This window comes from uncultured Flavobacterium sp., from assembly GCF_963925415.1.
Classification (GTDB): Bacteria; Bacteroidota; Bacteroidia; order Flavobacteriales; family Flavobacteriaceae; genus Flavobacterium.
Window position 1 is genome coordinate 1 of sequence record NZ_CAWUTS010000064.1, and the last position, 3,637, is coordinate 3,637.

6 protein-coding genes are annotated in these 3,637 nt (G+C 28.9%); 4 read left to right on the plus strand and 2 right to left on the minus strand.

Features of this window, described 5'->3' with window-relative positions:
* A partial coding sequence (locus AABM47_RS05050) for a deoxyribodipyrimidine photo-lyase (RefSeq protein WP_338409839.1) occupies positions 1–793 on the plus strand: 793 nt, incomplete at its 5' end.
* Positions 794–800: 7 nt separating this feature from the next.
* On the opposite strand, the gene AABM47_RS05055 is transcribed toward AABM47_RS05050, so the two are convergent.
* Positions 801–1,457, minus strand: coding sequence for an HAD family hydrolase (locus tag AABM47_RS05055; RefSeq protein ID WP_338409840.1), 657 nt, complete (start codon positions 1,455–1,457; stop codon positions 801–803).
* A 100-nt stretch (positions 1,458–1,557) separates the two neighbouring features.
* On the opposite strand from AABM47_RS05055, the gene AABM47_RS05060 reads away from it, so the two are divergent.
* From AABM47_RS05060 to AABM47_RS05070, 3 genes are read left to right on the plus strand one after another with little or no spacing between them, the layout of a single operon-like run.
* Positions 1,558–2,100 (plus strand): RNA polymerase sigma factor, encoded by a 543-nt coding sequence (locus AABM47_RS05060; RefSeq protein ID WP_338409841.1) that lies wholly within the window; start codon positions 1,558–1,560, stop codon positions 2,098–2,100.
* Positions 2,101–2,130: 30 nt separating this feature from the next.
* Positions 2,131–2,541, plus strand: coding sequence for a hypothetical protein (locus AABM47_RS05065; RefSeq protein ID WP_338409842.1), 411 nt, complete (start codon positions 2,131–2,133; stop codon positions 2,539–2,541).
* Positions 2,542–2,545: 4 nt separating this feature from the next.
* A complete protein-coding gene (locus AABM47_RS05070) occupies positions 2,546–2,986 on the plus strand; it encodes a sensor of ECF-type sigma factor (RefSeq protein ID WP_338409843.1) in 441 nt (146 codons plus the stop codon).
* Positions 2,987–3,121: 135 nt separating this feature from the next.
* On the opposite strand, the gene AABM47_RS05075 is transcribed toward AABM47_RS05070, so the two are convergent.
* Positions 3,122–3,637: T9SS type B sorting domain-containing protein (locus tag AABM47_RS05075; protein WP_338409844.1), on the minus strand; the 516-nt coding region annotated here is incomplete at its 5' end.

Here is a 3,637-nt window from a genome sequence, read left to right on the forward strand (position 1 = left end):
TAATTCTGAAGATAAATTAGATAAGATTATAAAACACTCCTACCCTTTTTTGAGTCTTAAAGATATTAATTTTGAAGTTTCTTCTATAAAAGTTAGTCCCTTTAACATTAGTAATAAAACTATTTCTAAATATGAAGAAACTAGAAATTTTCCAGCCATAAACGGAACTTCAATGTTGGGTACACATTTACGTTTTGGAGTAGTTTCTATACGTAAAATAGTTCATTATGCTGCAAATTTTGAAAATGAAACTTTTTTAAAAGAGTTAATTTGGAGGGAGTTTTTTATGCAAATTTTATGGCATTATCCACATACTATTAATTCGAGTTTTAGACCAAAATATGATGCTATTCAATGGAAAAATAATGAATCCTTATTTAAAAAATGGTGCCAAGGAAAAACAGGATACCCAATTGTTGATGCAGGCATGCGTGAACTAAACAAAACCGGTCATATGCATAATCGTGTTCGAATGGTTGTTGCTAGTTTTTTGTGCAAACATTTATTAATCGACTGGAAATGGGGCGAAACTTATTTTGCTCAAAAGCTATTGGATTATGAACAATCAAGCAATGTAGGAAACTGGCAATGGGCGGCTGGATCTGGAGTAGACGCAGCTCCTTATTTCAGAATTTTTAATCCAACCGAACAAGTCAAAAAATTTGATTCAGATTTAAAATACATTAAAAAATGGATACCCGAATTAAACACACCAAACTATCCTAAACCCATTGTAGACCATAAAGAAGCTCGAGAACTTTGTTTAAAAATATACAAAGAAGCTGTTGGCTGATTTCAAATTATTTCAAATTCTTAACAGTTTTAGCATTCAATGCTCTAAAATCTTGGATAATTATATTTGCTTTAGATAAATTTTGATCTTTTGAATTTATACTGTTATATCCTACACAAAATATACCAGCTGCAACAGAAGCTTCAACACCGTTAGCGCTATCTTCAATTACAATACAGTTTTCTTTTGGTGCCTCCGATAAACTTGCTGCAAATTCAAAAATAGCGGGATGTGGTTTTGATTTTGGAAAATCTTCTCCAGAAACAATATGAGTAAAATATGGATGTAAATTAAAACGAGAAAAAACTCTGTTAATCGTCAATTTTGAAGCTGATGATGCAACAATTAACTGAATATTATGTGCATGCAAGTCTTTTATTAAATTTTCTACCCCATCAATTAAAAACAAATCCTCTTTGGTGTCAAAAGCATTATTAAACAAACTCCTTTTAGTCTGAATTAAATCTTCTACATCTTCTAATAAATTAAAATGATCTTTTATTTTTTGAAAAACATTTCGTGTTGAATTACCTGTAAAACCATGATACATTTCATCAGAAACTTTAATATTTAATAGTTTAAAATGTTGAAAATAAGCATAACGATGAACAGGCTCTGTATCAACAATTACTCCATCCATATCAAAAATAACGGTTTGTATCATGTTTTTTAATTTAAAACAAAGGTACATGCTACAAGAGATTATAAAAAATTAATTTAAACCTTTTTAACTATCTTTAGTCCTATATAAAATTAGTGTAAAATTGCAAGACGAAATTTTTTTTTTATCAGAGTTGATAAACCCAAGTACGCAAAATGAAGCGTTCAAAAAACTAATACAATTGCATCAAAAACCTTTGTATTTTCATATTCGTTCTATCGTTTTAAACCATGATGATGCTGATGATGTTTTGCAAAATACCTTTATAAAAGTGTTTTCCAATATAAAAAAATTTAAAGGCGAAAGTAAATTATACTCTTGGATATTTCGAATCGCAACCAATGAATCGTTAACTTTTTTACAACAAAAAGCCAAAAAAAGTGGCATTTCAAATATAGATTTACAAAGTAAAATGATAAACAATTTAGAAAGTGATGTGTATTTTGAAGGAAGTGAAATTCAACTGAAATTACAAAAAGCTATAGCCACCTTGCCTCATAAACAACAATTGGTTTTTAAATTGAAATATTTTGAAGAAATGAAATACGAAAAAATGTCTGATCTTCTCGAAACATCAGTGGGTGCATTAAAAGCAAGTTATCATATTGCATCAAAAAAAATTGAAAGTTTCATCAAATCAAATTAAACCTTTTCAACTAATTATCATCTTATATTTATGAATAACTTTAAACTAAATAAAAAAATAAATTCAGGATTTAAAGTTCCTGAAAATTACTTTGAAGAGCTTGAAAACAAAATACTTAATCAATTAACTGTCAAAAGTAGTTCAAAAGTTATTTCAGCATGGCAAAATAAAAGACTTTGGATGGCCGGCGTAGCTGCTGTTTTATTAGTTTCTATTGCGTTGCCTTTTTATTACACTATTAATCAAACTAATGCCATTGAAGATGCCGATTATTTAAACTATTTGTCAATACAACCTTCCATAAACAATTATGAAATAGCAAACCAATTAACCAATGATGATATTACATCACTTGAAGAAATTGTAGTTTTTAATGGTAATGGAGTTGAATTATATTTAAACGAAAATAACCAAAACATTGATCTATATTTAAACGAATAAAAATATGAAAAAAATTATTACATTATTTCTTGTCCTAGTTTCTTTAGTTACTGTTGCACAGCCACACAAAGAAAAGTTTGAAAAAGTTAAAGCTTTAAAAGTTGCTTATATTACAAAAGAATTAAATCTTACAACTGCTGAAGCTGAAAAGTTTTGGCCCATTTATAATCTTTTTGATGCTAAACAATTTGATCTGCGTCATAAAAAAATGAAAACCATCATGAAAAAATTAAAAGAAGATGGTTTAGATGTAATTGACGACAAAGAAGCTGAAACTATTTTATCCCAAATGGAATCTATTGATCAGGAATTATTTTTGTTGCGAAAAAAAAATGTAACAGACACTAAAACAATTTTAGGTGCAAAAAAAACACTCCAACTCAAAAAAATAGAAGAAGAGTTTACTAAAACTCTTTTAAAACAATATAAAGGAAAAAGACAATAATCATTAATTGACTTAATAAATTTACACTTATAGTTTCGCTTTTTATAGACTTGAATGATGTAAAAAAATACAAACTTATTACAATAAAAAAGCAACTCAATTGAGTTGCTTTTTTTATAGCTTAACTTAAATATATTATCGTTTTAATGAAAAGTGTGCTTTAAATTGTTTGGGTACTAATGTACCTGTTGGTTCTATTTCATAATAATCTACAGTAAACCAATAATCCGTTGCTGGTAAGGGCTCCCCTATATATGTTCCGTCCCATCCACTTGCTTGATTAGAACTTATTTGTTTCAGCAACTTTCCGTAACGGTCAAAGATATAAATTTTTGCATTATCTTGACTACTTAATCCTGTAATATTCCATGTATCATTGATTCCATCTCCATTTGGAGTAAAGAAATGCGGATAATTAACAATACTTATACCCGATACAATCACTTGATCACAGCCATAGTCAGCACTAGTAACATCGCGTATCGTTATATAATGTATTCCTGCCGTTACATATGTAAATATTGGACTCGTTTGCCATGGACCGTCTCCGTCTAATTGATATTCATACGTTCCATAACCATCGTTTGTTATGGTTATCGTTTGTATATCCTCAAAAGAATTACTCACAAATGAGGCTACATTACTCGCAGG